This is a genomic window from Paenibacillus sp. OAE614, assembly GCF_040546645.1.
In the GTDB taxonomy this organism is placed as follows: Bacteria; Bacillota; Bacilli; order Paenibacillales; family Paenibacillaceae; genus Paenibacillus_AQ; species Paenibacillus_AQ favisporus.
On sequence record NZ_JBEPOD010000001.1, the window covers coordinates 511,511 to 537,649 of the forward strand.

At 53.3% G+C, this 26,139-nt stretch carries 34 protein-coding genes; 30 read left to right on the forward strand and 4 right to left on the reverse strand.

The window, feature by feature from the left end:
* The first annotated feature begins 2 nt into the window (after positions 1-2).
* Positions 3-857 (forward strand): GNAT family N-acetyltransferase, encoded by an 855-nt coding sequence (locus tag ABIE48_RS02770; RefSeq protein WP_145025635.1) that lies wholly within the window; start codon positions 3-5, stop codon positions 855-857.
* Positions 858-1,115: 258 nt separating this feature from the next.
* On the opposite strand, the gene fabV is transcribed toward ABIE48_RS02770, so the two are convergent.
* Complete coding sequence (fabV, locus tag ABIE48_RS02775) at positions 1,116-2,309, reverse strand: enoyl-ACP reductase FabV (protein WP_192716416.1); 1,194 nt, start codon at positions 2,307-2,309, stop codon at positions 1,116-1,118.
* 279 nt (positions 2,310-2,588) lie between these two features.
* Here fabV and ABIE48_RS02780 point away from each other — a divergent pair, with 279 nt between their 5' ends.
* From ABIE48_RS02780 to ABIE48_RS02835, 12 genes are all read left to right on the forward strand, one after another.
* Positions 2,589-3,665 (forward strand): M42 family metallopeptidase, encoded by a 1,077-nt coding sequence (locus ABIE48_RS02780; RefSeq protein WP_483312643.1) that lies wholly within the window; start codon positions 2,589-2,591, stop codon positions 3,663-3,665.
* 58 nt (positions 3,666-3,723) lie between these two features.
* Positions 3,724-4,329: a hypothetical protein gene (locus tag ABIE48_RS02785; RefSeq protein WP_192716417.1), complete on the forward strand. Its 606-nt coding sequence runs from the start codon at positions 3,724-3,726 to the stop codon at positions 4,327-4,329.
* A 195-nt stretch (positions 4,330-4,524) separates the two neighbouring features.
* Positions 4,525-5,079 (forward strand): hypothetical protein, encoded by a 555-nt coding sequence (locus ABIE48_RS02790; RefSeq protein ID WP_192716637.1) that lies wholly within the window; start codon positions 4,525-4,527, stop codon positions 5,077-5,079.
* A gap of 2 nt (positions 5,080-5,081) precedes the next feature.
* Positions 5,082-5,294, forward strand: a complete 213-nt coding sequence (locus ABIE48_RS02795) for a helix-hairpin-helix domain-containing protein (protein WP_192716418.1) — start codon at positions 5,082-5,084, stop codon at positions 5,292-5,294.
* A gap of 43 nt (positions 5,295-5,337) precedes the next feature.
* Positions 5,338-5,856, forward strand: a complete 519-nt coding sequence (locus tag ABIE48_RS02800) for a GrpB family protein (protein WP_192716419.1) — start codon at positions 5,338-5,340, stop codon at positions 5,854-5,856.
* 126 nt (positions 5,857-5,982) lie between these two features.
* Positions 5,983-6,426, forward strand: coding sequence for a GNAT family N-acetyltransferase (locus tag ABIE48_RS02805; RefSeq protein WP_192716420.1), 444 nt, complete (start codon positions 5,983-5,985; stop codon positions 6,424-6,426).
* 56 nt (positions 6,427-6,482) lie between these two features.
* Positions 6,483-7,280, forward strand: coding sequence for a GNAT family N-acetyltransferase (locus ABIE48_RS02810; RefSeq protein WP_192716421.1), 798 nt, complete (start codon positions 6,483-6,485; stop codon positions 7,278-7,280).
* An 84-nt stretch (positions 7,281-7,364) separates the two neighbouring features.
* On the forward strand, positions 7,365-7,808 hold the full coding sequence (locus ABIE48_RS02815) for a hypothetical protein (protein WP_354520576.1): 444 nt from the start codon (positions 7,365-7,367) through the stop codon (positions 7,806-7,808).
* Complete coding sequence (locus ABIE48_RS02820) at positions 7,805-8,344, forward strand: ribonuclease FAU-1 family protein (RefSeq protein WP_192716423.1); 540 nt, start codon at positions 7,805-7,807, stop codon at positions 8,342-8,344. The genes ABIE48_RS02815 and ABIE48_RS02820 overlap by 4 nt, the downstream gene beginning before the upstream one ends.
* 35 nt (positions 8,345-8,379) lie before the next feature.
* Entirely contained in the window at positions 8,380-8,685 is a 306-nt protein-coding gene (locus ABIE48_RS02825) for a hypothetical protein (RefSeq protein WP_192716424.1), read from the forward strand.
* Positions 8,686-8,725: 40 nt separating this feature from the next.
* The gene (locus ABIE48_RS02830; protein ID WP_192716425.1) at positions 8,726-9,955 is read left to right on the forward strand and encodes an aminopeptidase; all 1,230 of its coding nucleotides are present in this window, start codon (positions 8,726-8,728) and stop codon (positions 9,953-9,955) included.
* A gap of 3 nt (positions 9,956-9,958) precedes the next feature.
* Positions 9,959-10,438, forward strand: a complete 480-nt coding sequence (locus ABIE48_RS02835) for an NUDIX hydrolase (protein WP_145025607.1) — start codon at positions 9,959-9,961, stop codon at positions 10,436-10,438.
* Between the two features lie 52 nt (positions 10,439-10,490).
* On the opposite strand, the gene ABIE48_RS02840 is transcribed toward ABIE48_RS02835, so the two are convergent.
* Together ABIE48_RS02840 and erm are read right to left on the reverse strand one after the other, a co-directional pair.
* Positions 10,491-11,363 carry an alpha/beta fold hydrolase gene (locus ABIE48_RS02840; RefSeq protein ID WP_192716426.1) on the reverse strand — a complete coding sequence of 291 codons (873 nt, stop codon included), beginning with the start codon at positions 11,361-11,363 and terminating at the stop codon, positions 10,491-10,493.
* 31 nt (positions 11,364-11,394) lie between these two features.
* Positions 11,395-12,255, reverse strand: a complete 861-nt coding sequence (gene erm, locus ABIE48_RS02845) for a 23S ribosomal RNA methyltransferase Erm (RefSeq protein ID WP_192716427.1) — start codon at positions 12,253-12,255, stop codon at positions 11,395-11,397.
* A 940-nt stretch (positions 12,256-13,195) separates the two neighbouring features.
* Here erm and ABIE48_RS02850 point away from each other — a divergent pair.
* The 7 genes from ABIE48_RS02850 (at position 13,196) to ABIE48_RS02880 (ending at position 17,170) form a co-directional block, all read left to right on the forward strand.
* On the forward strand, positions 13,196-13,912 hold the full coding sequence (locus ABIE48_RS02850; protein WP_192716638.1) for a Type 1 glutamine amidotransferase-like domain-containing protein: 717 nt from the start codon (positions 13,196-13,198) through the stop codon (positions 13,910-13,912).
* A 40-nt stretch (positions 13,913-13,952) separates the two neighbouring features.
* On the forward strand, positions 13,953-14,621 hold the full coding sequence (locus ABIE48_RS02855) for an HAD family hydrolase (RefSeq protein WP_354518269.1): 669 nt from the start codon (positions 13,953-13,955) through the stop codon (positions 14,619-14,621).
* A gap of 46 nt (positions 14,622-14,667) precedes the next feature.
* Positions 14,668-15,015: a glyoxalase superfamily protein gene (locus ABIE48_RS02860; RefSeq protein ID WP_186326033.1), complete on the forward strand. Its 348-nt coding sequence runs from the start codon at positions 14,668-14,670 to the stop codon at positions 15,013-15,015.
* On the forward strand, positions 15,012-15,590 hold the full coding sequence (gene pgsA, locus ABIE48_RS02865) for a CDP-diacylglycerol--glycerol-3-phosphate 3-phosphatidyltransferase (protein WP_192716429.1): 579 nt from the start codon (positions 15,012-15,014) through the stop codon (positions 15,588-15,590). Before ABIE48_RS02860 ends, pgsA begins: the two co-directional genes overlap by 4 nt.
* Positions 15,591-15,638: 48 nt before the next feature.
* A complete protein-coding gene (locus ABIE48_RS02870) occupies positions 15,639-16,205 on the forward strand; it encodes a GNAT family N-acetyltransferase (RefSeq protein WP_192716430.1) in 567 nt (188 codons plus the stop codon).
* Positions 16,195-16,677: a DinB family protein gene (locus tag ABIE48_RS02875; RefSeq protein ID WP_192716431.1), complete on the forward strand. Its 483-nt coding sequence runs from the start codon at positions 16,195-16,197 to the stop codon at positions 16,675-16,677. Before ABIE48_RS02870 ends, ABIE48_RS02875 begins: the two co-directional genes overlap by 11 nt.
* Positions 16,678-16,753: 76 nt before the next feature.
* Positions 16,754-17,170, forward strand: coding sequence for a GNAT family N-acetyltransferase (locus ABIE48_RS02880; RefSeq protein ID WP_145025591.1), 417 nt, complete (start codon positions 16,754-16,756; stop codon positions 17,168-17,170).
* An 83-nt stretch (positions 17,171-17,253) separates the two neighbouring features.
* Here the strand turns inward: ABIE48_RS02880 and ABIE48_RS02885 are convergent, their stop codons facing one another.
* Complete coding sequence (locus tag ABIE48_RS02885) at positions 17,254-18,717, reverse strand: ATP-binding protein (RefSeq protein WP_192716432.1); 1,464 nt, start codon at positions 18,715-18,717, stop codon at positions 17,254-17,256.
* A gap of 157 nt (positions 18,718-18,874) precedes the next feature.
* On the opposite strand from ABIE48_RS02885, the gene ABIE48_RS02890 reads away from it, so the two are divergent.
* The 10 genes from ABIE48_RS02890 to ABIE48_RS02935 all read left to right on the forward strand — a co-directional run bounded on the left by ABIE48_RS02890 (position 18,875) and on the right by ABIE48_RS02935 (position 26,120).
* A complete protein-coding gene (locus tag ABIE48_RS02890; protein ID WP_192716433.1) occupies positions 18,875-19,384 on the forward strand; it encodes a GNAT family N-acetyltransferase in 510 nt (169 codons plus the stop codon).
* Positions 19,385-19,407: 23 nt separating this feature from the next.
* A complete protein-coding gene (locus ABIE48_RS02895; RefSeq protein WP_192716434.1) occupies positions 19,408-20,004 on the forward strand; it encodes a serine hydrolase domain-containing protein in 597 nt (198 codons plus the stop codon).
* 15 nt (positions 20,005-20,019) lie between these two features.
* Positions 20,020-20,889: a serine hydrolase domain-containing protein gene (locus ABIE48_RS02900; protein WP_354518273.1), complete on the forward strand. Its 870-nt coding sequence runs from the start codon at positions 20,020-20,022 to the stop codon at positions 20,887-20,889.
* 289 nt (positions 20,890-21,178) lie between these two features.
* On the forward strand, positions 21,179-22,033 hold the full coding sequence (locus tag ABIE48_RS02905; RefSeq protein ID WP_192716436.1) for an ABC transporter ATP-binding protein: 855 nt from the start codon (positions 21,179-21,181) through the stop codon (positions 22,031-22,033).
* A 259-nt stretch (positions 22,034-22,292) separates the two neighbouring features.
* On the forward strand, positions 22,293-22,727 hold the full coding sequence (locus tag ABIE48_RS02910; protein WP_354518276.1) for a histidine phosphatase family protein: 435 nt from the start codon (positions 22,293-22,295) through the stop codon (positions 22,725-22,727).
* A 161-nt stretch (positions 22,728-22,888) separates the two neighbouring features.
* On the forward strand, positions 22,889-23,284 hold the full coding sequence (locus tag ABIE48_RS02915; protein WP_192716437.1) for a VOC family protein: 396 nt from the start codon (positions 22,889-22,891) through the stop codon (positions 23,282-23,284).
* Positions 23,285-23,345: 61 nt separating this feature from the next.
* Positions 23,346-24,122 carry an aminoglycoside adenylyltransferase domain-containing protein gene (locus ABIE48_RS02920; RefSeq protein ID WP_192716438.1) on the forward strand — a complete coding sequence of 259 codons (777 nt, stop codon included), beginning with the start codon at positions 23,346-23,348 and terminating at the stop codon, positions 24,120-24,122.
* A gap of 173 nt (positions 24,123-24,295) precedes the next feature.
* A complete protein-coding gene (locus ABIE48_RS02925; RefSeq protein WP_192716439.1) occupies positions 24,296-25,201 on the forward strand; it encodes a sugar phosphate isomerase/epimerase in 906 nt (301 codons plus the stop codon).
* A gap of 32 nt (positions 25,202-25,233) precedes the next feature.
* On the forward strand, positions 25,234-25,830 hold the full coding sequence (locus ABIE48_RS02930) for an HAD family hydrolase (RefSeq protein ID WP_192716440.1): 597 nt from the start codon (positions 25,234-25,236) through the stop codon (positions 25,828-25,830).
* A 95-nt stretch (positions 25,831-25,925) separates the two neighbouring features.
* Complete coding sequence (locus ABIE48_RS02935; protein WP_076173494.1) at positions 25,926-26,120, forward strand: DUF4177 domain-containing protein; 195 nt, start codon at positions 25,926-25,928, stop codon at positions 26,118-26,120.
* The last annotated feature ends 19 nt before the right edge of the window (positions 26,121-26,139 follow it).

Below are 26,139 nucleotides of genomic sequence, written 5' to 3' on the forward strand. Positions count from 1 at the left end.
GTGTGAATACCGAAACAATAGCGGACATTCTCGGGTTGATTGCCTATATCTCGCCACAAGCAAGGGATTATGTGGAGCTGGCTGTTCGGAATGAAAAGCTTGATGTTATCTATCATAAAGCAACAGAGCGGGAACATGGTGTTTTTTGTATCGTCGAGGATGATCAATGTGTTATTGCATATTTTTCATTCATACAGGAAACGGATTCTGATGCCCTCCTTGATCTCATTGCGAATACCATGACTCCTTACCTTCAGCAGACTGGCACCAAGGAGCTGTGTTTCAATTTATACGGAGAGAACGTACGGGCGATTCATTTTGTCCGTCAATTGGGCTTTCAAACGGATATGGAGGGCTATCATTTGTTTTATGACGGGCCTCATGAACCCGATCTATCCAATACGGATCTCATCGTAAATACATATGAAGCGAGTATGTTGACTCCTTTGGCCGACTTATTTGACAGGGCATACGCCGCATTGAATGTAGAAAACGGCTGGCCACTGGACGAACACCGCATGAATATAAGTTTGTTTCATGAGAGGTTGGAGGATAAGGTCCGAAATGATGAGTTTCGTTCGTTTTGGAATGAGGGAACTCTGATTGGAGCTTATATTATTTCTGGTGAGTATATTCAGGACATCGTTGTAGCACCGGATCAGCAAAACCGCGGATATGGCAGTGCCATCCTTACTCACTGCATCCAGCATATGATGGGTAAGCAGATCCCAAGAATCTACTTGCGCATCGCCAAAACCAATCAGGGTGCCAAAAGGCTGTATGAGAGGCATCAATTTAAAGTAGTGTCTAGCTTTGCGGAACATACCTGGAGAGCAACAAAAAAGGATAGCGTATAAAAAACCAAAGGCAGCCCGGATTCTCCGGCTGCCTTTCTTTAGAGATCAGAAAGTATAAGTTTCCGAGCAAAACATCCTGATCTCGCAAGAAAAACTTCCCCTTAACGCGGTCTGTCTTCTTTGAAGGTACGTCGATAGACGTTTTTCTTATAATATCAGAAAGTATAAACTCCAGAGCCATAGCTTCCTGATATTGCAAGAAAAATTACCTTTAAACGCGGTCTGTCTTCTTTGAAGGTACGTCGATAGACGTTTTTCTTACCTTGCGTTTAAAAGGGATACGTCCGGATTCGTGTCCTTGGTGTAGTCGATGCCGTCCGTCTCAAATCCGAACAGCTGAAAGAACTCGCGCCGGTACTCTTTCAGATCCGTCAGCTCATATACATTATTCGTTGTGACCTGATCCCAGATCCTGGCCACTTCCTGCTGGACATCCGGACGCAGTTCCCAATCGTCGATGCGGATTCGGCCCGCCTCGTCTACAGGCGTTCCGCCCTCGTGGTACAGCTTGTCGGCAAACAGGCGGTACGTCTGCTGGATGGTATTTTCGTGAATGCCCTTTTCCTTCATTACTTTGTAGAGCGCGGCGATGTACAGAGGGAAGACCGGAACGGCAGCAGCGGACTGGGTGACTAGGGCTTTGCTGACGACGACGAAAGCTTTTCCGCCTAAAGCGGACAGCTCACGAGTCAGCCGCTGCGCGGTTGCCTCCAGATCCTCCTTGGCTTTGCCGATGGTGCCTTCCCGGTAGATGGCCCGGGTATGCTCCGAGCCGATATAGGAGTAGGCAATGGTCATCGCTCCGTCGGCCAGGAGGTTCGCCTGCCGAAGCCGGTCGATCCAGCGCTGCCAATCGGCGCCTCCCATTACGGCAATCGTCTGGGCGATGTCGTCACCTTCCGCCGGTTCGGTCGTGACTTCGTCGGTCACTTCGCCGGTATGAAAGTTCACGGCCTTGCCGGTGAAGGGCGCTCCGATCGGCTTCAAAACCGAGTTGTACGTCTTGCCGCTGTCCGGGTCGGTACGCCGGGACGAAGCTACGCTGTACACGACGAGGTCCACTTGGCCGAACTCCTTGGCAATCGTGTCCATGACGCGGTCCTTCGTCTCATCCGCAAAGGCATCGCCTGTAATGCTGACGGATGTCAAGCCGGCTTCAGCGGCCCGCCGCTCAAAAGCCGCCGAATTGTACCAGCCCGCCGATGCGGTCCGTTTATCCCGCGCGGAGCTGGGACGGAAGACGCCGATGGTGGCGGCTCCCGCCCCAAAAGCGGCGGTGATCCGGGCCGACAGGCCGTACCCTGTGGAGGCTCCGATAACCAAGACCCGTTTCGGGCCGTTCAATTTGGGCTGCTGCTGTATGTAATCGATCTGCTCCTGCACCTGCTTGGCGCAGCCCTCCGGATGCGCCGTCGTGCAGATGAAACCGCGTGTTCTGGGTGTAATGATCATAGGGAGTGCGTCCTTTCTTTGCGAAGATAAGTCTAGAAATATTGTACCTCTCTTGTTTTGAAAAGAAAAACGGGTGTCATTCGGTAAGCGGAAGTGTATGAACAGTCATCGTAGACGCGTAGGCTCGAGCCGGGGAGTGCAAAGGGAATGCCCAAAAAGCAATTTCCCACGCCAAGGGAGGTAATTGGCTGGTGAGGGCGAAGCAATATACGAAGAAACATGGATAAGTTCGTCCGAATGCTATACTTTTTAAAACGCAGATTTGGAGGTTGAATAACCATGATGGATGAAATGACGCAGCGAATGAAGGTATTGACCGAGTGCGACGGGGTGCCCGGACACGAAGGCGCCGTCCGCGCCCAAATGAAAAGCTATCTTGAACCGCTCAGCGAAGAGCTGGTTATGGACCGGCTCGGGAGCGTGTTTGGGGTGAAAACCGGCCTTGCCGGGGGACCTAAAGTAATGCTTGCCGGCCATCTGGATGAGATCGGGTTTATGGTCACCCAGATTACGCCGAAGGGATTTCTGCGATTTAACCAGCTGGGCGGCTGGTGGGCGCATAACGTTCTGTCCCACCGGGTGAAAGTAAAGACGCGCAAAGGCGAATACATCGGCATCATCGGCTCCAAGCCGCCCCATGTGCTGGAGGCCGAGGAGCGGACCAAGGTCATGAAGCTGAAGGATTTGTATATCGATATCGGGGCCAAAGATGAAGCGGACGCCAAGGAGATGGGGGTTCGTCCGGGCGACTGGGTCGTACCGGTGAGCGATTTCTTTACGATGCGAGATGGCGAATTGTGGGCGGGCAAAGCGCTCGACAACCGCTCCGGCTGCTCGCTGGCGGTCGAAATCCTGTCCCGTCTGCAGAATGAACAGCATCCGAACGTCATTTATGCGGGAGCGACGGTGCAGGAGGAAGTAGGTCTCCGGGGTGCGGGAACGGCCGCCAACCTCATCCAGCCGGACGTAGCCTTTGCGCTGGATGTCGGTATCGCGCATGACACGCCGGGCAGCGAGTCGAACCCGATGAAATGCAATATGGGCGACGGACCGCTGGTGCTCATCTTTGACGCTTCGATGATTCCGAATACCGCCCTGCGGGACCTTGTAATCGACACGGCGGAGGAGCTGGGCATTTCCCTGCAGTTTGATGCCATCACCGGCGGCACGACCGACGGAGGCCGGATTCATACGAGCGGCATCGGCTGCCCGACGCTGTCCGTGGGATTTGCCACGCGTTACATCCACAGCCATAACTCCGTGATGTCCAAATCCGATTTCAGCCAGGCCGCCGACCTGCTGACGGCGGTGATCAAGAAGCTGGACCGTGAAACGGTGGATAAGCTGATCGGGTAGGGCGGTGGAACGCGTTATATACTATTATTTTCATGGGTGGCTGAAAAGAGTCCTTTTAATGAGCACAGAAAGAAAACGGACAGTAGTGATCATTGCGGTGATCATCGTCATTGTGGGCGGATACCGGATCTATGCATTGAACTATTCGGATGAAGGCATTATGGATCATGTCATCGGCCATAAGGGGTATGACGTGAATCTCGTAAAGGAACAGGTCCCCGTCAACATTTTTGTCAAACCGGAATGGATCGCATTCGGGCAGGACGAACGGAAAGATTTAAAAGTCGAAGTCCTTGAGATGAATCATACGCGTATCCTGCTTAACGATGTGTTGAACCGGGGCAATGACATTTATTTCAGTTTCGAGGCGTTCCCCGGGTGGGAACATCGATCGGGTGAATTTATGTATAACGGGAAGTTAAATCCGGACGGTTCCGTCTCTCTACAAGGCCCACACCTGAGGTTAACCGACATGAACGGACATGAAATCCCTGTCGGGCAATGTGGTGAAGGTCCCGGGATATCCTTTTCCTTTGGAATAAATCCGGAAGACTACCACTTGATCCGTGACGGATTTTATGTGCAGTACAGCGATTTTAATGTATATCGTTATGCGAAGAAAATCAACGAGGAGTGGCTGGGTTATGATTCAATTTTCCAATGACGGATCACGTGTTTCAAAGCGCCTTCCCGGCGGAGGAATCCTTTTACACTAAAAACAACAGTTTTCGTTGAGAAGGATGTTCCTTTTGACTAAATTGGAATAAAACGTAAAGCGTCAGACATCATCGGTATGTTCTGATGCTTTATTTTTTGAGTGGGGCTCAGTGCAACAAAGCTGCCGGAAGGGGCGATGGCCATGATGCTGGTGTTGTATCACTACTATGAAGCAGCACGGGGTCCTTTTCGAAACCTGTCGTGTCTGCCGCTGGAAGAAGCCCGTGAGATTTTAGGGCAGATCGCCAAGGAAGGAAAAACGTTTGCCAGTAAAAGGGCAGGCGATTATATGGATATCAGGCTCAAACTGGAGGGCCGGGTCAGAGAGGCGTTTATAGCCAAAGGAGGCCAGCCAGCAAATCCGTATCCGCATTATATGACTCTCGGACCTTGCGATTGGCTGTGTTCATGGTATGTAGAGCCAAGCGTGATTCAAATCGGCTGGGACGAATTTGATGATCGTTCGATCAGTTTTACGTACGGCGATCTGTTTCCGACGATGCGCTATGATGATGGCAAACCCTACCGCAAGCAGGTGTATACGAAGGATGAAATCCGGGAAGTGATTGCCAGGTACGGGCTGCCGCAGGAATGGAACAAGCATGGGGACCGGGGGCCAGAGCGATACATTGAGGCACAGATTTGGGATGAAAAAGTGATTGGAAGGTATTATCCATCTGATCGAGGAGGTATCTAAGCATGCCAAATGACAAGCAGGATTTGACGGAAAGCGATTTGCCCAAGCTGGCTCAGCCGGCGGTACGTGCGCTCCGGAATGCGGGCATTACCCGGCTAGAAGAGGTCGCGAAACTCACCGAACCGGAGCTGAAGCAGCTTCACGGCATCGGCCTCACAGCGGTAGAACAGCTTCGGCGGGCAATGGCCGACAAGGGACTGGATTTTTCCAAATAAGGAGCTGTCCAAAAAGGAGCAATGATCGGATCGGAGGGAACTGATGGGTATTGATGAAATCATTGAGCTGTCATCTTATCAGGATGAATGGAAGGACATCTACGAGCAAGAGAAAAGGAAGCTGGAGCCTGTGTTTGCGGAACAAGTGGTGGAGTTTGCCCATATCGGTAGCACGTCTGTTGAAGGGATGACAGCCAAACCGATTGTCGATATCCTGATCGGTCTCAAGGAGCTTCACATTGACGAGTGTACAGACCGGCAGCTGGTTGCTTTACAGTATGAGAGCATGGGTGAGGCGGGAGTGCCGGGGCGGATTCATTACCGTAAACGTACCGGGCAGAAGATCAATCTGCAAATTACCGAGTGGGACTCCGCCATTTGGCGGGATAACCTGCTGTTCAGGGATTATTTGCGTACCCATCCGGAACAAGCGAATGCCTATGCACAGGCCAAACGGAACACGGTGGCCAGCGGCATCAACACGCTGCTGAAATACTCGGATGAAAAGTCCGGAACGATTGTTGAGCTGTTAAAGCAAGCGCGGGAGTGGGCAAAAAGCTGATTTCGCCGCTTCAGCTTGAATTCAAGTCCATGGATGAAATCGAACAGCTGCCGATCAGTTCCGTTCAGCGGCCTGTGTTTGAGGATCTAATGCAAATGAAGATTTCCATATTAAGGAGCTAAAATTATGAGTCCAATCACTGTACGGACGTATCAGGAGAAAAATATCCCTGCCGCTCAAGTGAAACAGCTGTATGATCACCTGGGCTGGTGGCCGGAAAGAACGTTGGCCGATATCGAATCCATGCTCGGCTCATCCATTGCTGTCGGCGCCTGGGACGAGGACAGGCTGGTCGGGTTTGCGAGAGCGGTCTCGGACGGCTTGTTCCGTGCTTATATCGAGGATATGGGCGTGCACGAGGATTACAGAAAACGCGGCTTGGGACGGGAGATCGTCGACCGTATCACCGCAGAACTGAAAAATATCCACGTGGTCAGCTTATTTTGCGAGAGCGGCCTGGTGGATTTTTATCAACAGACCGGCTACAAGCCGACCCGGCAGGTCGTCATGCATAAGAGTCACGAGGCAGCGAAGGTTACGGAAGGGGAAAAGAACGATGAGCGCGCTTGATGTGCTGCGTTTTCCGATAGGTTCTTTAATGATCAAGCCCGAAAGGACGTCATAATATGTACATAAGTAAAGAATTGGCCGATCTGATGGAGCACTCCGAAATCGATTACATGATCGACCGAATGAAGGCGATTCAGGAGCGGCCCGGCAATCCGATGGGGATCGACATTCAAACTTTTGGCGGTGCCGCCGCGTTCTATAGTCAAGCGATGCCATGGCCGCAGTTTAATACGGTGAAGGGAATTGGAGAGCGAGAGGCTGAGCGCCTGGATGAAATTCTGGAATTTTATCGGAAGCGGCAGGGCCGATGCCAATTTGAGGTGGCTCCTTCCAAATCTCATCCCAAGCTGATGAAGGCTCTCTTTGATCAGGGTTATTACCAGACCGGGTATCATGCGACTTTATACGGCGAACCGCGCTCTTGTGATACAGTAAGAGAGCATATTACGATCCGGGAAATCACCGCAGACGAAATGGACTTGTATGCCGAAATTCATTGCCTGGGTACCGGTCTGCCGATATCCGGCAAACACCACATTGCTGACAACAACATCGTTCTTTATGACAGGGATGGATGGAAATTCTATGCGGCATGGGTCAACGGCAGACCGGCCGGCGTAGGCGTGATGTATATCCAGGATGACGCGGCTTCGCTGACGTTTGCCACTACACTTGCGGAATACCGCAACCAGGGGGTTCAGCAGGCGCTATTGGAAAAAAGGATCACAGAAGCGCATCAAAGCGGCTGCCGGATCGTGGTCGGCCAGGCGGCCTACGCCTCGACCAGCTACCGCAACATGGAGCGGGCAGGTCTGAAGCTGGGCTATACCCGGGGAACATGGGTTCAGGCATAAGGTGCCGGTTGTCGTGTAAAAAGTCACGGATTAGCGTTTTTGCTGATGGCTATTTTTTCGGAGGAGGAATGTCATTTGAAAAGAGTGCTGCCTCTATTCCTTGGTTTCATCCTTCTTTATCCGCTATCGATCGCCTCGGCAAGCTGGGCCTATCCATTTGTCGTATACTCCGGCCATATCTACCAGGTCACTGAACAAGCCGTTCAGCCCGAGGACATCGGCCAAAAAATCGGCAAAGTCACGAAGTATTCGGACCGGGAAGGAACGTATCGGGGGAATTTCTCCAATATGTATCCCAAAGGAACAGGTTACTACGCCATTCACGGGCGGAGCAGCCAGGAGGCCATCGCGGTTCGAACCGGTGACAATTCGTACATTTTGGCGATTCAGCAGGGAACTTATTCTGGAGGGCCGGAGATGCGAACGATATGGTGGTTGTACGCGGGGATCGGCATCGTCTCAGTCGCTTGCTTAGCGGCGGCGGCCAGAGTTATGCAGAAGCGGAGAGCCCAGGAGGGGAGCAAGTGAAGCGAAAATATGCCGACCGGCAGGATTGGCGGCGGGTGCTGGAAAGAGATTTTGCCTGCAGGCGGCTCCAATCCGAAGAATTTAACGGGCATGTGACACTCATCTCGATTCATCAAATCAGCGAGCCTCTTGTCGTACAGATGCAGAACCGGGACTTGTGCCTGGCTGATCAGGGATACGTTTGGATGCAGCACTTTCCGGAAGGGGAGCACTACGCGGTCACCACTATGTTTAATGCGGAGCTAGAGATCATCCAGTGGTACGTAGATATGACGAAACGGAACGGCCTGAGCGGGGAGGGCATTCCTTACTGGGATGACTTGTATCTGGACTTGGTCGTCTTTCCTGACGGCAGCTATGTGATCAAAGATGAAGACGAGTTGAGCGAAGCGCTTCGCAGTTCGGCTATTACGGAGGAGGACTTCGTGCTCGCGCACCGAACCCTGAATGGGCTGCTGCCCCAGATCGAGACGGGGACCCATTGGATATGGAACCATAGTAAGAAACACTTGGATTGGATGCTGGAAAGGAATTAGTGAAGCGGAGCAGATTCCGAGGGAGGTGATTAAGCGTGAAAAAGGGAATACCCTATTTCCTGATGATTCTGGCCGCGCTGGTCCTTTTGGTGCAAAATCATCAGGATGTATCCGTGGGGGACATGATTTTTTCAAGCTTAGGTTTGGATCCGTGGACAGGGGGTTCAACCGGGTATCATCTGCCGGTCATCGCCGGTTTGGCATTGCTCGTGGCGGGCATATTTGGTACCGTGAGACCGTACCGTGCCAAGTATCCGCGGATTCTCAGCTGGATTTTGCTGGCCTGCATGGTGGTCATTTATGCGTTTCCTCTGGTCACCCGGATAATCGGCTCGTTATGAAGATCGTACTAGTTATAATTAGATAAGGCAGGGGATGTTATTGACGGAGTTTCAGAAGCAAATGGAAAAATATGCGGAGCTGCTCGTCCAAGTGGGCGTAAATGTGCAGCCGGGCCAGGTGCTCTATGTGGAATCGCCTATAGAGTCGGCTGATTTTGCGCGGCTGGTTACGGCTAAAGCCTACCAGGCCGGGGCCAAATATGTTCAGTTAAACTGGCGTGACGAGACCGTGGTGCGCATGCGCTATGACCTGGCGGGGCCGGAGTCGTTTGCGTTCTATCCCCCTTGGACGGCGCACATGATGGAGAGCATCGCGGAGTCCGGGGGAGCGGTTCTCCTGCTGGACGGGGAGAATCCGAATTTGTATGAGGGCGTGGATCCGGCGAAAATATCGGCTTCCCGGAAAGCCGCCGCCGCCGCCCGCCGGAACTATCTCGGATACGTGCGCACCAACCGGATCAGCTGGTGCATCGTCAACGTGCCGAGCCAGGCGTGGGCAGATCAAGTGTTTGCCGACCGCCCGCAGGAAGAGCGGGTGAACGCATTATGGGAATCGATTTTCCGCATGAACCATATCGATGAAGAGGATCCGGTGGCTGCCTGGCGGAGGCATATGCAGCATTTACGAGCCGTCACCGATAAGCTGAACGCGAAGCAGTACCGCAGGCTGCATTACAAGGCACCCGGCACCGATCTGACGGTCGAACTCGCTCCCGGCCATATCTGGCTTGGCGGCGGCCAGGTTAATCAGAGCGGGATTCCGTTCGTGGCAAACATGCCGACCGAGGAAGTATATACGATGCCGCACCGCACGGGAACAAACGGAACGGTGTCGAGCACCCGGCCGTTTGTGCTGAATGGCCAGCTGGTGGACCGCTTCACTCTGACGTTTCGCGAGGGACGTGTGGTGGATTTTACGGCGGAGACCGGATATGAGGCGTTGAAGCAGTTTTTGGATGCCGATGAGGGGACACGATATTTGGGGGAGCTCGCGATCGTACCGCATGATTCGCCGAGCTCCCGTCTGAACCGGGTTTTCTATAACGTGGGCATCGACGAGAATGCGTCCTGCCATTTTGCGCTCGGGAGTGCGTATCCGACCAATTTGCTGGGCGGGGCGGGACTCGGCGATGAGGAGCTGCTTGCCCGCGGAGCCAACGTCAGCATGCAGCACGAAGATTTTATGGTCGGTTCGGCGGAACTGAGCATCGATGCGGAGCATGAGGACGGCACGATCGAGCCGCTGCTGCGAAACGGAAGCTGGGTGTGAGCGATGATTACCTTTTCGGAAGGGCAGAACAAATTTAATTTTCGGGTTGCGGGAATCGCCGTTCACCGCGATCGGATATTGCTGCACACAACACTGAAGGACGACTTTTGGAACCTGCCCGGCGGGCGGGTAGAGTTTCAGGAATCGACGGACCAGGCTCTCATCCGGGAGATCCGGGAGGAGCTGGGTATCGATATACAGATAGACAAGCTGTTATATGTCAATGAGGATTTTTTCGAATACGACCGAATGAAATACCATGAAATCGGATTTTATTACACGTTTTCTTTTCCCGATGGCCATGAAATTCTGGATCGGGAGGGCGAGTTCCCAGGCATTGAGGATGGCGGCAGACTGATCTTCAAATGGTTTACAATTGAGGAATTACAGGGCTTGTCGGTATATCCGGTTGAGCTGAAGATAGACATCATGTCGATGATTGACGGCAACGCTGACTTGAAGCATCGGATTCATCAACCGTAGGGTTACATACAGACAGCGGGCAGGGACTCATCCCTGCCCGCTGTTTTGCTAATTACTTTACTGATCCCGATTCGCTCTGGTGGATGCCTGCGGTATGCTGGATGATCGCATCCAGAATGGCATCCCAATCGTCCTCATGCAGCTCATGGCCGGTTCCTTCCAGGGTCAGCAGCCGGGCTCCTGGAATTTCCCGTGCCAATGCTTCACCGTGGACATAAGGGATGATCGGATCCTCCGTGCCATGGATGACAAGGGCCGGCACCCGGATGTCCGGTACCCGGGCAATCAAATCCTCTCCGCCGGTCAGCAGGCCATGATTGAACATGCTCGCCGTCCAATTGCGGGTCCGCTGCAGCTCCCGTGCGGCCAGCCGGCGGACTTTATCCTCGTCCGGAGCGTGCTTTGACCCGCGGAGCAGGTTCCATTTTTGAACGCTAAAGTCCAGGATCGCCTGTTCATTCTCCCAATTGACCTGATCGGCTGAAGCAAAAAAGGCAGCGACCTTTTCTTCCATTTCCGGCAGACTCGGGTCACGGAACGATGAGGTCATGATCAGCGTATCGCTCAGCACCCGCTCGGGATACTTGACCGTAGCCATCAGCGTCAGCAGGCCGCCGAGCGACATGCCTGCCACATGGGCCCGGCTAATTCCGTAGGCGTCCAGCACGCGGATGGCGTCATCGGCCATGTCCTCTAAGCCGTACTGCGGGTTGCCGGGCTCATCATTCATCGATTGGCCGACGTCACGGTTATCGTAACGGATGACAAACCGTCCCGCGTCAGCAAGTCGCTGGCAAAATTCGTCCTCCCACCAGATCATCGAGGCGGTAGCGCCCATAATGAGCAGAATGGCCGGATCTTCCTTTCGTCCAAAGCTTTCGGTGCACAGTTCAATACCATCTACCTTAATGAGTTGTTCTGTCATTTGTGAATCCTCCTTAGATTTCCATTCACGCCTACCTGGCGCTCTTTTTCTTCGTTGGTGCTTTCGGCCAGCGATAAGAGGGGACCTTCTCCCGCATCGTATCAAATACGGCTGCCCAATCCCGCTCGCGCAGCAAGCATACCGGCGTATTCCGTTCTACCCGGATTTGCTGCAGCAGGTGCCTGATTTGCACCGGTGTAAAAATCCCCGCCAGTGCCTCGCACACCGGCAGTGCCGGCTCGTTCAGCGCGTATTCGGCCAATCCGCCGAACGCATGATGATGCTGCGTCTGCAGCCAAGGTGTTTTCCGTCTCCGAATGCGGAGTACGGCTGCGTCCACCTGAGGTGGGGGTGAAAAATGCCGCCGGGGCACAAGCTTCACCAGCTCGAAGTCAAACCACATCCGCCACTTGAGCAGACGCGGGCTGCGAATGTGCCTTGCCGTAAATCCCTTGGCTGCTCCATGCTGCACGATCAGCACCGCCCCCTGGAACGCAGACCCCGGCGGGTCGAGCAGCTTCTCGAGAATGAATGTCGTCATGAAAAATGGAATGTTGGCTACAACATGAAACGGCTCCTTCGGAAGATAAGCCTCGCGAATGTCCCTTTCAATAACGGCCACATTGGAGCCGGGAACCGCCTTTTGCCGAAGGGCGGTGGCGAATTTGGCGTCGTTCTCAATGGCCAGCACTCTGCCCGCCTTCTTCGCTAGCGGGAATGTGATAGCTCCCTGCCCGGCGCCCAGATCGAGCACCGTGTCGGCGTTTGTGAGTCCGGCCATTCCGATCATGTCGTGAATGACCGGCTCGTGGTGCAGCAGGTGCTGTCCTTTTGCTGCGGGTTTCTCTATGTTCAAGTGCGTCTTTATATGACGTTGTCGATGTTTATGCATCCATGAATCCCTCCGTAATCCAGCGATGGTTTCTTGCCCATCGGCTGTGCTGTGAAGTGGAGAGACTCAGGATAACGCCGCGGGATCCGGCGGATTTCACCGAATGAAAGGCACCCGCGCGGGCCGGACGCACTGCATGAAAGAGCAGTTCATCGGCATATAAGCCAGGCATTGGAGCGGCGGGTGGCGGCACATTATGCATCGACCAAGCGATATTTTTTCCTGAGCAAAAGGAGGTTACCTGTCAAAAAGGGCAGACCTATCCTGAGTTTCTCTGTACACAGCAAAGCCAACGGCTTTTTTTCTTAGCAGCTGTACACCATGCGAACCCGGATAAACTGATCTACCACACGTAACCCTCCTTGCCAAAATCATCGTTCACCTAAAAATAAGCACAAAAAAACACAGGCTGTCTGCCTGTGTCAGCGTTTCGCGAAAGGACCGACCGGTCCAAGGAACAAACGTTCCTCGGCCGCAGGATATGAGGTCTTACATGAAAGCCGGAAGAGGCCCAAGGGCAGGGAGAGACTATCATTCCTATCCCTTGAGGGTACGATCCCGCAATGCGTTCATGTGAGATGAATTTTTAAAGGCAGGCCGGACATGATCATGCGTGTTCCTGCAGACGATGCTTCAGCCATAGTCGTTATAAAACCTGGGTTACCTTTAAAAAATGGCAGACCAATCCTGAGTCCTCCGCGTACAAGCAGAGAATTTTGCAATATGTTAGTTGCAAAACGTGCGAACCCGGATAAACTGATCTACCACACGTAACCCTCCATTCTTCGTAAATTACTAACAGGCTACCATATCGATCCATTTTTAGCAAGTATCCGGCGAAGAAAGGGTATGGCGTTTTCCCGTCGAATAGGTAAATTAACATCGCTTGCGGCAGTTTTACTTGGAATTTATGACACGTTATGGAAAGGAGGGCGTCAGCATCAAACAAATTATCGCTATGGGTGGCGGAGGATTCTCAATGGAACCGGATAACCCCTTGCTGGATCTTTACATTCTTCGGCAGGCAGGCACCGGCCGCCCAAAGATTTGCTTTGTACCAACGGCGAGCAGTGACGCGCAAGGGTATATTGATCGTTTTTATGATGCGTTTCAGCGTTTGGAATGCACCCCCTCTCATCTTTCCCTGGTCCAACCACCAACCGTCGATCTGGAGGATTTTATTCTGGACAAGGATATTATTTATGTCGGGGGCGGCAATACGAAATCGATGCTTGCGGTATGGAAGGAACGGAGTGTGGATCGATACTTAAAGACGGCCTGGGAAAATGGGGTGATTCTATCCGGGCTAAGCGCCGGTTCCATTTGCTGGTTTGAGGAAGGCGTGACGGATTCCATCCCTGGCGATCTGACCCGGCTGGAGGGCCTCGGCCTGCTTTCAGGAAGCCACTGCCCCCATTATGACGGGGAAGCGGACCGAAGGCCCAGTTATCACCGGCTGATCCAAAGCGGCCAAATCGGTGGAGGAATAGCCGCAGATGACGGGGCGGCACTGCATTATGTGGATAGTATTTTTCACCGGGCGGTAAGCTCTCGTCCTGAGGCCAAAGCCTATGAGGTGCGAGCCGTGGAAGGGCATGTGGTGGAGACGGTCATTCCAACCGTATATTTGGGGGAAGCGGGCCGGGCTATGATATAACCGGAATCCCGAATACCGATAAGGAGGATGCCGTTTGGGCATGAAAGCCGTTTTGTTCGATTTGTTCGAGACCTTGATCACCGAATATGCGGATGGCCGGCGGATATCGAGGCGTCGCTACGATTACCCGGGTCTGCTTGGCCTGAGCCAGGAAGAGTTCAAGCTGGAATGGAGAAGCCGGGTGGAGCGGCGGATGCGCGGGGAGCTGGCAAGTTTTCCGGATGTCATCCGGGATATTTGCCGAAGCAGGGGCCTGGATGCGGACGAACAGTCCGTGCAGTCGCTCTACCAGGCTAGGATCCAGGAGAAGAGGATTCCTTTTGAAGCCGTTCGCCCTGACATTTTGGAAATGCTCGAAAACCTCCGTACCCATGGCTGGAAGCTGGGACTGATCAGCAACTGTTCGGAGGAGGAAGTCCGGGGCTGGGAAGATTCCCCGCTGGCCGGGTATTTTGACGATGTTATTTTTTCATACGAGGTACAATGCTGTAAGCCCGACCCTGCTATCTATGAACTCGCATGCCGACGACTGCAAATACTCCCGGAGGATTGCGTGTTTGTAGGTGACGGAGGCTCCGGAGAGCTGGATGGGGCGCATGAGGCAGGGATGAAGGTCATCCATGCGGTCTGGTTCAATCCCTATGTGGAGAGCCGGTACGCTCAACTGTCGGCACCTATGCAGCTTGCCGCCACATTGCCTATACGTTAGCCGGGCCGGGCATAAGTTTGGATGAACTTTTAGAGGAGGATAAGTGATGAAGAAGATAACACCGATCTTTCGGATTTTCGATGAGGACAAGGCCAAGGAGTTTTACGTGGATTTCCTGGAATTCCGGATTGACTGGGAGCATCGCTATGAAGACGATCTTCCCTTATACATGCAGGTGTCCAGCGGGGACTGCGAGATCCATTTGAGCGGGCATCACGGCGACTGCACCCCCGGCTCGGCGATCCGTGTGGAAGTCGAAGACATCCGGAGCCTCCATGCCAAGCTGATAGCGAAGAAGTACAAGCATGCGCGCCCTGGGCTTGAGGATATGGAGGTGAGCGTGATCGATCCTTTCGGTAACCGGATCACGTTTTTTGAGAGGAAGGATGCATGAACCCGGCGAACAAGCTGACGCTGGCCAGAATCATGCTGATCCCGGTGTTTATCGTTTTTTTCGCAGAGTACCCCGTAAGGCTGGCGGATTCCAACGCGTTCATTCAATTTCTGAATCAGTACGGAACCTATATGGCGGTGGGCGTATTCATTCTTGCTTCCGCTACAGACAAGCTGGACGGGTATATTGCCCGCAAATACCACCTGGTTACCAATCTCGGTAAGCTATTGGACCCGCTTGCGGATAAGCTGCTTGTTTCGGTGGCGTTGATCATGATGGTCGAAGCCGGAATGATTCCGGCCTGGATGGCCTTCGTGATGATTGGCCGTGAATTCATTATTACAGCTTTGCGAATGGCGGCGTCGGCCCAAGGGATCGCTCTGGCGGCAGACCGGTACGGCAAGTGGAAAATGGTGTCCCAGGTCGTCGCCATTACGGCCGTGCTGCTGAATAACTATCCTTTTCAATGGCTGACGAGTCTTCGCGTCGATTCCTTCTTGATGGTGATCGCCGTGATGATGACCGTCTTATCGGGGTACCACTACGTGGTCAAAAACGTTAAGCTTTTCATATAAAATGGCTCAAAAGCTTCGTGCTTGAGTTATGAGGGAGGAGGCGTAATTTTGATTCTTTGGAGCAAGCAGGGGGTCAGCGTAAGGAAACTGAAGGCGGGCGATGCGGACCATTTGGTCCGTTGGCTCAGCGATGCACGCGTCCTCGAATATTATGAAGGCAGGGACCGCCCGCATGATATGGCCATGGTGCAGGAGCACTTTTACCGAGATGATCAAATCGAAGCCTGCATTATTCAACTGGACGACCGGGATATCGGCTATATCCAGTATTATTATGTCGACCCGGAGGAACGCGAGGTATATGGCTATGGCGAAGGGGACGGGCGGATTTTGGGCATGGATCAGTTTATCGGAGAGCCAGACTGCTGGAACCAGGGAATCGGCACAAGGCTGATTCAAGGCATGGTTTCTTATCTGACCAACACGCTTCAAGCGGATAAAATCGTCATGGACCCGCAAACTTGGAACGCTAGGGCCCTGCGCGTATACGAAAAATGCGGCTTCCGGAAAATCAGGCTGCTGGAAAAACGCGAATGGCATGAAGGAGAGTATCGCGATTGCTGGCTGATCGAATACAGTGCAGCCAATGGAGAGGAGAAGCGGGATGAATCATAGTTATAGTCAAACCTTGAACCGTTTAGTCGGATATTTTGAGAGCGAACTGAAAGCTGTGCCCGAAGAGGTGTTCAGACACAAGCAAGGACCCGCCAAGTGGTCGAAGCAGGAGATCGTAGGCCACTTATGCGACTCGGCGGCGAACAACCATCTTCGTTTTGTCAAAATAAAACTGTCGGCGCATCCGGTATCCCTTGAGGGATACGATCAGGACCGGTGGGTGGACCTGCACGGGTATCAGGAGCAATACAACCAGCCGGATATCATTACGCTGTGGAATATGCTGAACAGGCAAATTGTCCATGTTCTCGAGAGTTTGACCGCGGAGGATTACGGCAAAACCTGCATTCTTCCCGGCGGCGGTGAAGCGACGTTGGATTGGCTGGTGAACGATTACCTGGAGCATATGCGGCACCACTTTGGACAGATTCTCGGTCCGGAGTCGGTAGAGCGGGCGGAGGCCGGAAAATAGGCCGGAGGCGGTCTATTTTCATAGAGACGCTATGATAGAAAATTGTTCATATCAATGACTGGAGGAAACTAACATCATGGAAACACTGCGAGAGCTGTTGATTGAGGATTACGAACAATGCATGGAGCTGTGGGGCAATACGGAAGGGATGGCGCTGAGCGACGCCGATTCGAAAGAATCGATACACCGGTACCTGGTTCGGAACCCGGGCATGAGCTTTGTCGCCACCGAGGGTGATCGGGTGATCGGGACCATTCTGTGCGGCCATGACGGGCGAAGGGGGTATATCTACCACGTTGCGGTTGATCCGGCCTACAGGGGCCGAGCCATCGGGCAAAAACTGGCGAAAGCCGGGCTGGATAAGCTCCGGGAAGAGGGCATCGCCAAGTGCCATATCATGGTGATCGAGGAGAATGAGATCGGCAATTATTTTTGGGCCAAATCAGGCTGGAGCCGGAGGGACGGCATTCTGCTGTATTCCTCCAATACATAGGAGCATAACGCGGGAGTACCGTCCTTTTTTTGGTCCCAGGATGTGAAACTTAAAATTATCGGCTGATCACCGGATTAGGCTTGTTATGATGAGGCTGCCTCCGGTTCGGAAATAACGGGGAGCGTCACGGTAAACGTGGTGCCCTCCTGGGGCACGCTCTGGACCGATATGTTCCCGCCATGATTATGGATGATGTTGTGTGTGATCATAAACCCAAGACCGGTGCCTGATTCCTTGGTCGTGAAAAAGGGCTTGCCCAGCGCCTGAATCTGCTCCGCCGTCATGCCGCAGCCTTCGTCCTGAACGCTAATGAAGGCCTCGTTGTTCCGGGAGAGAGCGTGGATCCGGATGATGCCGCCTTGCGGCATGGCTTCCATCGCATTTTTGAGCAGGTTGATGAAGACCTGTTTCAACTGGTTGGCCTCGCCGGCAATCCAGATGGAAGGTTCGGAGAAGGCGGAAACGATCTCGATATTTTTTAATGCAGCCTGGCCGTTCATCAGTGTAATCACCTGGTCCAGCAGCGGCAAAATGTCCATTGGCTTGCTCGCATGCGAAACTTGGGGTTTGGACAGTACCAGCAGCTCATTGACGATAAATTCGATCCGCTTCAGCTCGGATTCCATGATCGCAAAGTACTGGTCGTTGTTTTGGCTGGAGGTGCGGAGGAGCTTCAAGAAGCCGAAAATGGCGGTCAGCGGATTGCGGATTTCGTGAGCGATGCCTGCGGCAAGCTGCCCTGCCGTCGATAGCTTCTCGGACTGCATGAGCCGGTCTTCCTCAAGCTTCTGGTCGGAGATATCTTTAAAGATCCCGATGACGCACCGCTTTTTTTGATAGGTAATCTTTAGTGAAAATCCTTCCACATGCCTCAGCTGTCCATTGAGACAGCGGATGCGGTAGCGCACGGAGCCAATGGGCCTGTTGTTGTAGTGCCGCTGCTTGCGCTCGGCCAGAATTTCGTGGTCGGCGGCGTCGACCAAATCGTCCGTTGACATGCCGATTACGGCTTCCAGGCTGTCTGCATGAATGAGCCTGAGTCCGGCAGGATTGGCATACTGAATCTGGCCGTGGTTCGTAATCAGCACGGACAGGGGGAGGCCATCCAGCAGCTGCATGAAGGAATCCTCCCGCTCGTGCAGATGGGTTTCGGTATAATGCAGCCTAGTTTCCATTTGCATCATCTGGGTCCTGTTCTCGAATTGGGTGAAGTAAATCTCAGGTTTCCCGGCCTCATTTCGAATCAAGGAGATGCGGATATCAAGGGACAACCGTTGTCCTGAAGGATGATAGTAATGCTGATCGATCCGGTGCTGATCCCGTTTCATGGACTGCAGCCACTCCCCGCACTTAACGATGTCGCGGGACAGTTCCTGAATTGCGGGAAGAAGAAGATCCGGCAAAGTGAAATGGTCAGGTGTATAACCGAGGAGGGTGCATAAAGCGGGGTTGACCTCTAGGAAGGCTCCGTCAGGCGCGATAAGGGCCATGCCGATCGCGGCCTGCCTAAAGGCAAAGTCGTAATTATGGACTTCAGCGGATCGCATGGCAGTTCCCCTCTCTACTATCAAGCCGTGGTATATTTATACATATTATAATCGCGAATCTCTTTAATCATCAATGCTAAAGTAAGTGAACATTAACTTTTATAAGAGAGCCGCGAAACGTGGGAACAAAAATATATTCGATATGGAGGTGCTGTATATGAAAATCATGCTGACTTTGCTCACTTCAGAGGAATTAAAGCAGCAGTGGAAGCAGGCTTTTACCGAACAGGACATCTTTCGCCCTGATGAGTATTACGACAAATGTCTCGCTGAAAACGCAGCGGGTGTCCGTGAAACGATCATCGCCTATTCAGATGACCAGGTCGCCGGGGTATGTCACCTGAAATACGAATCGGACTACCCCCCTTTCCAAGAGCAGGGCATTCCGGAAGTGAACGATCTAAACGTATTCCCCGTCTTCCAGCGCCAAGGAATCGGCAACCGGATCCTGGAGGAGTTTGAATCGATCGTAAGCCGTAAGGGCAAACGGATCGGCATCGGTGTGGGCTTATTCAAGGACTACGGCAAGGCACAGCGCATTTACTGCCGCAGAGGTTACATTCCCGATGGCAACGGCATCGTGTATAAGAACCAGCCGGTCGTGCCGGGCGAGATGGTCCGGGTGGACGATGATCTGAATCTCTTTTTTATTAAGGAACTTCAATAAAAGGGAATGTTGGAGGTGTTCGATTGGGATTGGAACTGGAAACCGCACAGCCGGAAAGCCACGGCCTGTCGTCCGGCGATGTACTTCGGTTCTTAGAACGGATCGAGGAACTGGAGCTTCAGGTCAACCGTTTGATGCTGCTTCAGAATGGAAAAGTTACGGCCCGTTTCAACCGTCAGCCGTATCGGGAAGAGGCACCCACGTTATTATTTTCGCTCAGCAAGAGCTTCACTTCCATTGCGGCGGGAATTGCCAGGGACGAAGGATATATTCGGCTGACGGATCCGGTCGTTTCGTATTTTCCCGATAAGCTTGCCGGTGACGTCCCGCCCTACTTATCCCAGATGACCATCCACCATCTGCTCTCGATGAATACAGGACATCATGACAACATTTACGGCCGGGTGATGGAATCCGGGCCCGACTGGGCCCAAACGTTCTTATCCTTGGCGCCGGAGCATCCGCCGGGAAGCCATTACGTGTACAACACCCATGCGACCTATATGGTTGCCGCCATTCTGGAAAGAGCGACCGGCATGGGCCTCGTCGAATATGTAAAACCGAGATTGTTCGAGCCGCTTGGTATTGGCTTGGTGGATTGGGAAACCTGCCCGATGTGAGTGGCCGCAGGCGGCATGGGGCTGAGCATTCCCATCGACGGCGTGGCAAAGTTCGGTCAGATGCTGCTGAACGAGGGCGTGTATGGCGGCCGGAGAATCGTATCGGCGGAGTACATCCGGTTAGCCACCGCGGAGCAGAGCGATAACCGCCGCAATGAGACGAGAGCCGATTTTTCGGAAGGGTATGGCTACCAATTTTTCCGGTGCCGGCAGGGGTGTTATATGGGAAACGGCGGGTTCGGGCAGCTCTGCTTTGTTGCTCCGAAGCACGGCATTGTCATTGCGGCCGCTTCCGGCATGAGCCGTATGAAAAAGCAGCTGCCGCAGCTGCTGGACCTCATCTATGAGCATATCGTGGACCGGGTAGACCGATCGCAACAAGTCAGCTCCGAAGCGTACCCGCTGCTTCTGCGGCGGATCGCGCGAATGCAGGAAGACGCTGAGCACCTGGTACCTTCTGCTTCGTCCGCCATACCGGATGATTGGGCAGGGCAATACTGTGTTCAGGCTCCAGAGACAGGCGGCGTTGCCGAGATTACGGTGTGCAGCCTGGATGAGCGGTCCGAGCTTCGGCTCCGTTATGCCGATGGCAGCCGGCGCGAACTTCCCTTTGATTTGACGAAGAAGGTAAGCACCAAGGACATCTTCCGGAAGGATCTGGCCATGCATCGGCAGGAAGCCGTTATTTCGGCCCGATTGACCGAGGATTTGCAACTGGAGCTAACCGTGGTGTACATCGAGACACCCTATAGGGTCACGCTCATCTTAACGTTCGCGGAGGGGCAGGTTGAGCTTGTGGAGGAGGTCAACGTCTCTTTTGACAAGAAGACGACCCGGGTCACGGCCGTAAAGCAGGAACAGCTGAAGGACATTTTGAGTAGTTAAGCCGGATGCAATATTTGGACAATGGGACCATGAGTTCCATTGTCCTTTTTTCGTGAGATAAGACGGAGAAAAGGGAAAAAACTCTTTACAATGAAATTGAGAATCATTATCATAATAAGTGTGTATACATACACATAAATTGCACTTTTCCACGCATAATGTGTCAACAAAGGCAATCATGCGTTAGACGATACGGCATTTCGACAACGTTGAACATAGCATAAGGCACCCTGCATGCGGAGCGGCGAATCCGCCGCGAAATACAATCCCTAAAAAAGGATGATACGGTATGGTACAAAACACATTGGCTTGGCCGGAGCAAGAGATCGTCACGGAGGATAAACCGCAGCTTCAGTCGAGGCTCGGTACCGAGCAGCTGAACATCGGATACGCCGATACGCTCATTGTCAACAATTTGAACCTGAGCATTCCGGCAGGTAAAATTACGGCTTTGGTCGGCTCCAACGGCTCCGGCAAATCGACGATTCTCAAAACGATGGCCCGCTTGATGAAGCCATCCTCCGGAGCGGTGCTGCTCGACGGCAAATCGATCCACAGCCAGCCGACCAAGGATGTGGCGAAGCAGCTCGCGATCCTGCCGCAAACCCCCACGGCCCCGGATGGGCTGACCGTAACCGAGCTGATCGGCTTCGGCCGTTCGCCGCATCAGCGGGGATTTGGCAGCATCAGCGCGCAGGACCGTGAGGTTATCGAGTGGGCCATTAACGTTACGGGGCTCGGGGCCTTTAGGGACCGGGCGATCGACCAGCTGTCCGGCGGCCAGCGCCAACGGGCATGGATTGCCATGGCGCTGGCTCAGCAGACGGATATTCTGTTCCTCGACGAGCCTACGACCTTCCTGGATATGGCGCATCAGCTGGAAGTGCTGCAGCTGCTGCAGAAGCTGAATGAGGAAGAGGGACGCACGATCGTCATGGTCGTTCACGACCTGAACCATGCCACACGGTATGCGCAGCATATGGTGGCGATCAAATCAGGCACGGTCGTGGCGGAGGGAACACCCGGCGAAGTCATGACCCGGGAAGTGCTGCGGGAGGTCTTCGCTATTGAAGCCGACATCCTCGTCGACCCCCGGACGGGAGTCCCGCTGTGTCTGCCTTACGAGCTGGCGAGAAGAGCTTGAACCGTTATTATCTTAATATAAGCACCCGTGAAACTTTCAGTTATGTCAGCGTCAGAATCGCTGGTATGATGGAGTTGAAGCGGGTGCTTTTCTTTTTTTAACCCAATAAAATGGAAAGGTTGCTGGTTCATGACTGCTAATTCAGTACATCACCTGAAGCGGAGCACGATTCTTTATTTTGTCCGGCATGCCGAATCGCCTTATGAGGAAGGCAGGGAACGAACACGGGGACTGTCCCGTCAGGGGCTGGCAGACGCGCTTGCGGTCAAGGACAGACTGCTGGGTGAAGGCATTGACCTGCGTGCGAACGATTCGGGATGCGGCCGACTCCGCGGGCAAGGAAATCATCATAGAAGAAGATTTGAGGGAACGGGAAATCGGGCAGATCGGGGGCCTATCGTTTCAAGAAGCGAAGCAAAAGGTATACGTCGATGCCGCTTTTGCTTTTCCGGGGGGAGAGTCGAGCCTGCAGGCGCGGCATAGAGCAGCCCAGGTAATCCGGAAACTGCTGGATGAGCATGCCGGAAAGCGGATTGTCATTGGGACTCACGGCGATATTATGACGTTGATGCTGGGCGAATTTGACCTGCGGTTCGATTACGCCTTCTGGGAATCCACTTCCATGCCGGATATTTACAAGACGGAGTGGGAGGGAGAGATCCTGCGGCAAGTGACGAGAATGTGGAAGGAGTAGGAAATCATATGTATCATTGTTAAAATTTGTGATAGACTGAAAGCGCTGTATCTGCCAGTTTCCTAGGGCAACCCTTCGAGCTCATCCATTGGCCTTGCGGCCAATCAAGGAAGAGGTTGAGCGCACGAAGGAGAATTGACCATTCGGAGGATGATGTTCATTTGAGTAAAGTTCACTTTTCGGTTCAGGTTCGATTGGTTTCGGATTTAGAGAGGTCCAAGCGCTATTATGCGGATGTGCTCGGCTGTGACGTGTCGGACGTTTGGGCGGTAAGGGATGATTTTGCCCTCGGCTTCAAATTGATTCAGGCGACAAAGGCAGAAGATGTCCGTCCCAACCCCTCCGGGGACAACAAGATGGTTCCATGGGACACTTACGCATATGTCGAAACGCATGAAGAACTGGATCAATTGTATGAGCATTTCAAAGCTAGAGGAGCGCAGTTCATTCAGGAGCCTGTGCTGGAACATCAGGGATGGGGGGACTGGAAAGACTTCGTGCTGGTCGATCCGGATCGGTATGCGATTGCTTTCGGATCAGGCAAAAAGGAGTCATAGTGCCGAAATGACAGCTGTTCCCGGGAAGGGAGCAGCCATTTTTCTATATTGGAGGAAAGTTATGAATACGCAGCAGGTGCTGGACCGTTTGACACAGCTTTTTATTGCCAAGCTCGGAGCACCGTTGACCGGGTTATATCTGCACGGCTCGCTGGCGATGGGGTGTTACCGTGAAGACCGGAGCGATATCGATCTCCTGGCGGTCATTGAAGAGAAGCTCGACCCCGAGGTTTGGACTCGGCTTGCCCGAGGCCTTCTTGAGCTTCACGGGCTGATGCCGGGGCACCGCGGGATGGAAGTCAGCGTCATCCTCAGGCAGTACGCCGGGGAGCCGCTGCACCCAACACCGTTTGAATTCCATTATTCGGAGGCTCACCGGGAGCGGTATGAATCTGATGCGCAGTATGTATGCGGCGGTTATGAAGACCCTGATCTTGCGGCCCATATGATGGTCATTTACCACCGTGGGATAACGCTGTATGGGGAGCCCGCACCGTCCGTGTTCAGACCGGAGAAAGAGATGTACATCCGGTCGATCTGGTCCGATGTGGAGCATGCCGTGGAGCAGATCGCCGAGGCGCCGGTGTATTACACGCTAAATCTGTGCAGAATTTTGCGATTTTTGCGGGAAGGCGAAATTTCCTCCAAAAAGGAAGGCGGCGAATGGGGGCACGCGTCCCTTCCGCCTGCGTATGAGCCGCTCCTGCGCCAGTGTCTTCTTCAGTATGGAGGACAGACGGATGAAGTGAGCGTGGAACCTCGGATGCTTCAGGCTTTTGCCCGGGATATGCTGAACGAGATTAAGCAGCGGATGACGGAGGAGGGGATTCGTCCCTGATTATCCGATCGCGGGCACATTTTACGCACTTGCTCCCATCATCGATTTCAATTCGTTTTGATAGATTCATAGGCTTTCGTGCAGGCTGGGTTCAATGAATACTGGACGAAACGTGGAAGTAATGGTTAAATTTTCATACGGATAGTTCACAACCCGCTGCCGGAGGAATGACGATGAGGCGATTTTTAATCGGGCAATACGGCTCGTTTGACGAGCAAAAGATGGAGCGCGATTTCAGAGACGTTTTTTACGGAATCGAGGCCTGTCTGTTTGAAAATGAAGCGGACACGGAGAGGCTCTTGAGCGCCTCCAGAGCGCGGGACTTTCGCATCGGTGTACATTTTCCCCTTCGTGCGGGGAAGTCGCTGCTTCGGGACGCCCTGTTTTTGGATGCGGACAAACATGTCCGTGATGAAGCGCTCCGGCTGATCCGGGACGAGCTCGACTATTTAAGGAACGTACGGCCGGATTACGTATTGTTCCATTATCCGAAGCCCGTCATCCTGGATGACCGGGTGAACTGGGACAAATGGCATTTTTCCGACAGAACGGAGTATGTCTATGATAGCGATTATTCGCTTGAATTGTTTGCGGAGCGCAGCGATCAGCTTTTTGCCTGGCTTAGCGTCGCTTCCCGAGATTACGGCTTCACGCCGGTTTTGGAATTCGATGCGCTGAATTCTTATATTTATGAGCATGACGTGCTGGAAGCGCTGCTGAAGAAGTACCCGGACATCCGGCTGTGCCTGGATACGGGAAGGCTGTTTTTGCAGCAGAACGTGGACCCTTTCTTTCAGGTCCTGCCGGTCATCCGCAAATATGCGAAGTATGCGGAGGTTATCCACCTGTGGAATCTTCAGTACACGAAATCGTCCGTCAAGCTGCGCTACCCGGTGCTGCCGGAACAGCGTCCGGAGGACGGCTGGGCCCCGATCGGAGATTATTTAACCGTTATCCGCGAGGAAAACCCGCAAGTCAAAATTCAGTTCGAGCACCGCTCCGACCTGGTCAGCCATGAGAATCTGCAGCGCTGTTATGAATGGGTAGACGAATGTTTGCGCAGCACCAATCCCAGCTGATGATGACTGGAAGCTTGGAAGGGGAGGAGCCGATGAACAGACCCCAGCTTATTTTGGATGTCGCCGGTGTCATTGCAACGAACCTCTCGCCTGGATTTTGGGAAGAGGCTGCTGCCATGGCTGGAAGCACGGCCTATCGTCAGTTAAAAGACAGCTTCAGCCGGGAAATTCGCGAGTCGTTCTGGACAGGCGGCATCACCATTGAGCAGTTTAGGGACTGGCTTGCCGGGCATGGACCAGATCTGAGCATGGAACGGCTTAGCGGGCTGGCGATGAGGTATTTGCAACCCCTCCCCGCCTTGGGGCGTATTGCCACATGGAGTAGGGACGCGGATATTCACCTGCTGAGCAATCACCGTGAGGAATGGCTGAGCGGGCTGCTGGCACCCGTCAAGGAGCAGGTGAAGAGCCTTACCATATCCAGCAGAGCAGGGTATTGCAAGCCGGATCCCCGCATTTATCAGCTCGTATGCGAGCAGCTCGGCGATGGGGCAGGACCCCGCATTTATGTGGACGATCAGAAGAAAAATTTGATCCCTGCCAGGGCATTGGGCTGGCATACGGTGATCGCGGATCCCGAAGGCCGCTGGATGGAGGAGGTTTCGCAGCTGCTGAAGCAGCAGCGATAAGGAAAGGGTGAGCGGCGTGTCGAACCAGGAATCCAAACATATGCATTGGCATGTCGTGAGCGGCCAAACGATACGATGAAAGGAAGCGTAAAATGATGGAACAATGGTCTTACAAGACAGTGAAGTATAAAACAGGAGGCTTTTTGGGCGGCAAGGTGGACGAGGAGGAATTTGAGGATTTGCTGAACAGCTATGGCTACGAGGGCTGGGAGCTGGTATCGTGCTTTGACACGAGTGTATCCCAGGGACAGTCAAGGGACGTCATCGCCATTTTCAAACGTAAAGTATAATGCTTGACATTAAACCCTG

What these genes read in the sequence shown, in the direction of transcription:
- ABIE48_RS02935 (WP_076173494.1), top strand. Translation starts at nt 25,926, where the DNA reads ATGGAACAATGGTCTTACAAGACAGTGAAGTATAAAACAGGAGGCTTT.
- ABIE48_RS02800 (WP_192716419.1), top strand. Translation starts at nt 5,338, where the DNA reads ATGGGTATTGATGAAATCATTGAGCTGTCATCTTATCAGGATGAATGG.
- pgsA (WP_192716429.1), top strand. Translation starts at nt 15,012, where the DNA reads ATGAACCCGGCGAACAAGCTGACGCTGGCCAGAATCATGCTGATCCCG.
- ABIE48_RS02780 (WP_483312643.1), top strand. Translation starts at nt 2,589, where the DNA reads ATGATGGATGAAATGACGCAGCGAATGAAGGTATTGACCGAGTGCGAC.
- ABIE48_RS02920 (WP_192716438.1), top strand. Translation starts at nt 23,346, where the DNA reads ATGAATACGCAGCAGGTGCTGGACCGTTTGACACAGCTTTTTATTGCC.
- ABIE48_RS02860 (WP_186326033.1), top strand. Translation starts at nt 14,668, where the DNA reads ATGAAGAAGATAACACCGATCTTTCGGATTTTCGATGAGGACAAGGCC.
- ABIE48_RS02840 (WP_192716426.1), bottom strand. Translation starts at nt 11,363, where the DNA reads ATGACAGAACAACTCATTAAGGTAGATGGTATTGAACTGTGCACCGAA.
- ABIE48_RS02875 (WP_192716431.1), top strand. Translation starts at nt 16,195, where the DNA reads ATGAATCATAGTTATAGTCAAACCTTGAACCGTTTAGTCGGATATTTT.
- fabV (WP_192716416.1), bottom strand. Translation starts at nt 2,309, where the DNA reads ATGATCATTACACCCAGAACACGCGGTTTCATCTGCACGACGGCGCAT.
- ABIE48_RS02835 (WP_145025607.1), top strand. Translation starts at nt 9,959, where the DNA reads ATGATTACCTTTTCGGAAGGGCAGAACAAATTTAATTTTCGGGTTGCG.
- ABIE48_RS02925 (WP_192716439.1), top strand. Translation starts at nt 24,296, where the DNA reads ATGAGGCGATTTTTAATCGGGCAATACGGCTCGTTTGACGAGCAAAAG.
- ABIE48_RS02810 (WP_192716421.1), top strand. Translation starts at nt 6,483, where the DNA reads ATGTACATAAGTAAAGAATTGGCCGATCTGATGGAGCACTCCGAAATC.
- ABIE48_RS02890 (WP_192716433.1), top strand. Translation starts at nt 18,875, where the DNA reads ATGAAAATCATGCTGACTTTGCTCACTTCAGAGGAATTAAAGCAGCAG.
- ABIE48_RS02900 (WP_354518273.1), top strand. Translation starts at nt 20,020, where the DNA reads ATGGGGCTGAGCATTCCCATCGACGGCGTGGCAAAGTTCGGTCAGATG.
- ABIE48_RS02790 (WP_192716637.1), top strand. Translation starts at nt 4,525, where the DNA reads ATGATGCTGGTGTTGTATCACTACTATGAAGCAGCACGGGGTCCTTTT.
- ABIE48_RS02880 (WP_145025591.1), top strand. Translation starts at nt 16,754, where the DNA reads ATGGAAACACTGCGAGAGCTGTTGATTGAGGATTACGAACAATGCATG.
- erm (WP_192716427.1), bottom strand. Translation starts at nt 12,255, where the DNA reads ATGCATAAACATCGACAACGTCATATAAAGACGCACTTGAACATAGAG.
- ABIE48_RS02855 (WP_354518269.1), top strand. Translation starts at nt 13,953, where the DNA reads ATGAAAGCCGTTTTGTTCGATTTGTTCGAGACCTTGATCACCGAATAT.
- ABIE48_RS02885 (WP_192716432.1), bottom strand. Translation starts at nt 18,717, where the DNA reads ATGCGATCCGCTGAAGTCCATAATTACGACTTTGCCTTTAGGCAGGCC.
- ABIE48_RS02805 (WP_192716420.1), top strand. Translation starts at nt 5,983, where the DNA reads ATGAGTCCAATCACTGTACGGACGTATCAGGAGAAAAATATCCCTGCC.
- ABIE48_RS02905 (WP_192716436.1), top strand. Translation starts at nt 21,179, where the DNA reads ATGGTACAAAACACATTGGCTTGGCCGGAGCAAGAGATCGTCACGGAG.
- ABIE48_RS02930 (WP_192716440.1), top strand. Translation starts at nt 25,234, where the DNA reads ATGAACAGACCCCAGCTTATTTTGGATGTCGCCGGTGTCATTGCAACG.
- ABIE48_RS02795 (WP_192716418.1), top strand. Translation starts at nt 5,082, where the DNA reads ATGCCAAATGACAAGCAGGATTTGACGGAAAGCGATTTGCCCAAGCTG.
- ABIE48_RS02785 (WP_192716417.1), top strand. Translation starts at nt 3,724, where the DNA reads ATGAGCACAGAAAGAAAACGGACAGTAGTGATCATTGCGGTGATCATC.